At 28.0% G+C, this 4,129-nt stretch carries 2 protein-coding genes; one reads left to right on the top strand and one right to left on the bottom strand.

Translation table 11 applies throughout. From position 1 onward, the window contains the following. Positions 1-65: 65 nt before the first annotated feature. Positions 66-1,304, bottom strand: a complete 1,239-nt coding sequence (locus ACI313_RS09600; protein ID WP_320607505.1) for an RNA polymerase factor sigma-54 — start codon at positions 1,302-1,304, stop codon at positions 66-68. Between the two features lie 49 nt (positions 1,305-1,353). On the opposite strand from ACI313_RS09600, the gene ACI313_RS09605 reads away from it, so the two are divergent. Beyond that, positions 1,354-4,047: a sigma 54-interacting transcriptional regulator gene (locus ACI313_RS09605; protein ID WP_320607504.1), complete on the top strand. Its 2,694-nt coding sequence runs from the start codon at positions 1,354-1,356 to the stop codon at positions 4,045-4,047. Positions 4,048-4,129 lie beyond the last annotated feature (82 nt).

The following is a 4,129-nucleotide window of genomic DNA, read 5'->3' on the forward strand; positions in this document are numbered from 1 at the left end:
AAGATGAGAATTTTTTTTCTCACCTTGCTAGTTACATATTAATTGTCGATATTTTATTTGTTCTTTTACAACTTTTTTTCAGAAGAGGCTTTGGATTTAAAGTTTATTTTTCTTTGTTTAGAATTGGGTATATTCATTTGTGACCTATATTTGGATATAGTTCTTCGAGATACAAATAATTCTAAGTCGCTTAACAATGAAACTAATTGATCATCGTTATATGGACAAGTCGAGTCTTCATTGTCGATATAATATTTTATAGCACTTTTAATGGCGTCTTTAGAACTTCCTTGCTTTGTACTTGAAACAAATAAATCTTTGATAGGATAAATTAGTCCATCATATAAATAATATTTATTTGATAGTGTTCTAGATACAGTAGAGTAAGAAAAACCAGTGGCTTCACTGATATCTTTTATTCCACAAGCATGGAGTTCATCATTATACAAAAAATGGCTTTTTTGAATTGTGAATAAGGTATTTGATAAAACTAAAAGTGTTTTATTTCTTTTATTTAGACTGTCTATATAGAATTTTGCTTGGTTAAAGTATTCCTTTAATTCTTTATTTATATTTTCTTGTGATATTAATTCTATTTTTCCTATTTCCTTTGGCTGAATGATTATATCATCATCAATAACTTGAATTTCTAAATCAGGTATTATATATTCAGTATTGCTTGTAGAATATTGCGAACACGGAAATGGAGTACAAGTTTGTATTTGATATAGATAGTCATAAACGACGTCAATTGAAGTTTTCATTTTTTTGGATATTAGTTGCCATTGTTGGTTTTCTACTTCATTGGGAAATGTTTTTAACATATAGGCAGCATTTAGATATTTTTTATGTTCTAATTGAATACAAATACTATCTATACTTGAAGATGCAGCGACTCCAATGGGTTCAAAAGATTGAATTAATTTTAGATTAAAATCAAATTGTTTTTTATTAGTATGAAGATGTCGAATTGCCTTTTCATGATTTAAAGTAAAGAAACCATGAGAATCTAAAGAATTAATAATAAATTCACATATTTTTTCATTATAATTAATAGTAGTTGTATGGAGCTGATAATATAGTTCATCTTGTAATTTGGGTTTAGAAGAAACGGCTTCTTCTAGATATTTGTTGATATCTGAACTAGGAACATATTCTAAAAAAGGATTGGTATTAGCTATTTCTGTTAGTAATGAAGAAATTTTGGCTTGGTTCATTCCTAACATATTAATTTGTGCTTGCATGGTCTTAGATAATTTAAGTTTTTGACTAAGAGTTTGATTTAGTTTATAAGATGTTTTCATAGCTAGATTATACTATATTTTGTTCAATATACGAATGAGGAGAGGTTTTATGGAAAAAAGAATATTAGATTTAATAAATAGGAATTGTATACAAAAAAAATACGAAGATAATTCTATTTTAAAAATCAGCGAAGCTTTAAAAATAGGCAGAAATCAATGTTCTTTATTATTAAAACAGCTTATGGATGATAAAAAAGTTGTGCGTATTGATAGTAAACCATTTATTTATGTATCTACTTCTTTTTTAGATGATCAAAAAATCCCATATACAAAAGATAGATATGCGAATTTAGATGAATTATTTTTATGTGAACAAGAATCTGATTTTGAAGAATTAGTTGGCTATCAACATTCTTTAAAGGAAACAGTAAATCAGTGTAAAGCGACAATTGCTTATCCTCCTAACGGTCTTCCTATGTTGTTGTATGGACCAACAGGAACAGGAAAGAGTTTTATTGCGAAATTGAGCTATAAATGGGCTGTTCATCAAGGTATTGTAAAAGGAAAATTTGTAACAGTGAATTGTAGTGAATATGCCAACAATCCGGAATTATTGACTGCCAATTTATTTGGACATGTAAAAGGGGCTTTTACAGGAGCTGACAAAGATAATGAAGGACTAATTTCACTTGCCAATGATGGGGTATTATTTTTAGATGAGGTTCATGAATTAAAGGCAGAATGCCAAGAAAAATTATTTTTGTTTATGGATCAAGGTATTTATCATCGTGTAGGAGATAATGAAAAATGGTATAAATCGAATGTGCGCATTATCTTCGCAACGACTGAAAATCCTGAAAAAGTACTTTTAAAAACGTTACTTCGTCGTATTCCTATGGTCATTACAATTCCTTCTTTAGATGAAAGAGGAACACAAGAACGAATAGAATTGCTTTATACGTTGTTTTCTAATGAACAAGCTCGTTTGAATTGTAAAATCAAATTGAGTTCAAAGGTTTATTCGGTATTGTTGTCGAGTAAGATGCCAGGTAATATCGGAGAATTAAAGAGTTGTATTCAAACTTGTTGTATTAATTCTTTATTCACAAAAGAAAACGGGGAATTAATAATTCGCTTGAATAGTTTACCTAAAAAATTATTGAATATGGTGTATTCAAGTCAAAAGAGTTCTTTGACGAATGATGAATATATTTATGTTGATGATTTAAAAGGCATTTATCATCATGAAAAAGAAATAATTCAATTGAGTGATGAACTGATTTATTGGTTCAATGAATTGAAGAATAATAAGATTTCTTTGGATGAAATGATGAGTGAAGGGAAGAAAACAGTAGAAAGATATTTCGATAATTTAGTTTTAAGAAAGCATATCACTCCACAAATTGAATATTATAAACGAGGAGTACAATATGTATTTGATTTAGTTGCGAATCGATATGGAGTTAAAATAACCAATAATGATATATTGGCCATTTCTTGTTATTTGGATGAATTAGCTAACGATTACCATGAAGTGAGAACATATTCTTTACAACATGAAGAAGATTGTGAAGATTTAAGTCAATTATTAGAAAATGAATTTTTTAGAGCAGCAAATATTTCCCTAGAAATATGTACATATTTAAAGTCTTATTTAGAATTGGAAATTAATCCTATTGTGATTTGTACATTCATATTCTATATATACAATCATCAAAAAGATACACGATACAATCAAAAAGCTAGTGTTGTAATGGCCCATGGCTTTTCAACGGCTTCTTCTATTGCCGATGCAGCAAATCGTTTATTAGGAGAATATGTTTTTGATGCGATTGATATGCCTTTATATGTAGATACAGCAACGATGATTGAAAAATTAAATTTATATCTTTCGAGAATTGGAAAAATTAAGGAATTGTATTTACTAGTGGATATGGGATCATTAGAAGAAATATATAAAGGAATAAAAGATGATCAAATTGATATTGGAATTATAAATAATGTTAGTACAGCGATTGCTTTAGAAATTGGAAATGGTATTCGACAGAATACACCTATGGAACAATTGTTTAAAGATACAATAGAAGGAACGCAAACGAATTTCATGTATCATATTGTTCAAAATAAATTAAAGAAACCAGTCATTCTTTGTTCGTGTGCAAGTGGTATTGGAACAGCTCGTAAACTTCAAGATATGATTGAAAGTTCTTTGCCACAAGATGTTTCGATTGATGTAAAGATTTGTAATTATAATGAATTAATAGAATATGGAACGACTTCTGCTTTATTTGAGCAAAATAATGTTCTTTGTGTAATTGGAACATTGAATCCAAATGTAGAGGGAATTCATTTTATTGGGATTGAAGATTTAATTATTAATGATAGTTTTGATGAGTTAAATGAGTATTTTAATGATTATATGTCGTTATCACAAATTGAAGAATTTAATCGTAGAATTCTACATAATTTCTCTTTATCAAATATCATGAATGCTTTGACAATCTTAAATCCACATACTTTATTGAAACAAGTTACAAATTCATTGGATCAACTTCAGGAATATTTAAATAAACAGTTTAGTTCAAAGACATGTTTTGGGTTATATGTCCATATTTGTTGTATGATTGAAAGATTGGTTTTATCAAAGGAAAGTGAACAAGTGGATAGTTCCTTTGAAAATGAACATCCTATTTTTGTTTCATATATAAAGAAATCGTTTAAAAACATTGAATTGTACTATGGAATTGATATACCAATTCAAGAAATTGCTTATATTTATAAATACATTGAAAATGATTATTAAATTTTGAAGAAATAGAAATATTTCTTCTCAGTTTGTTGACAAACCCCTCGTTTTATTTTATTCGAGGGGTTATATTTTGCCA

The organism is Floccifex sp. (genome assembly GCF_051873495.1).
Lineage (GTDB): Bacteria > Bacillota_I > Bacilli_A > Erysipelotrichales > Erysipelotrichaceae > Floccifex.

Bases quoted from the DNA above. Each gene is read 5' to 3' on its own strand.
- ACI313_RS09600 (WP_320607505.1), bottom strand. From the start codon at position 1,304: ATGAAAACATCTTATAAACTAAATCAAACTCTTAGTCAAAAACTTAAA.
- ACI313_RS09605 (WP_320607504.1), top strand. From the start codon at position 1,354: ATGGAAAAAAGAATATTAGATTTAATAAATAGGAATTGTATACAAAAA.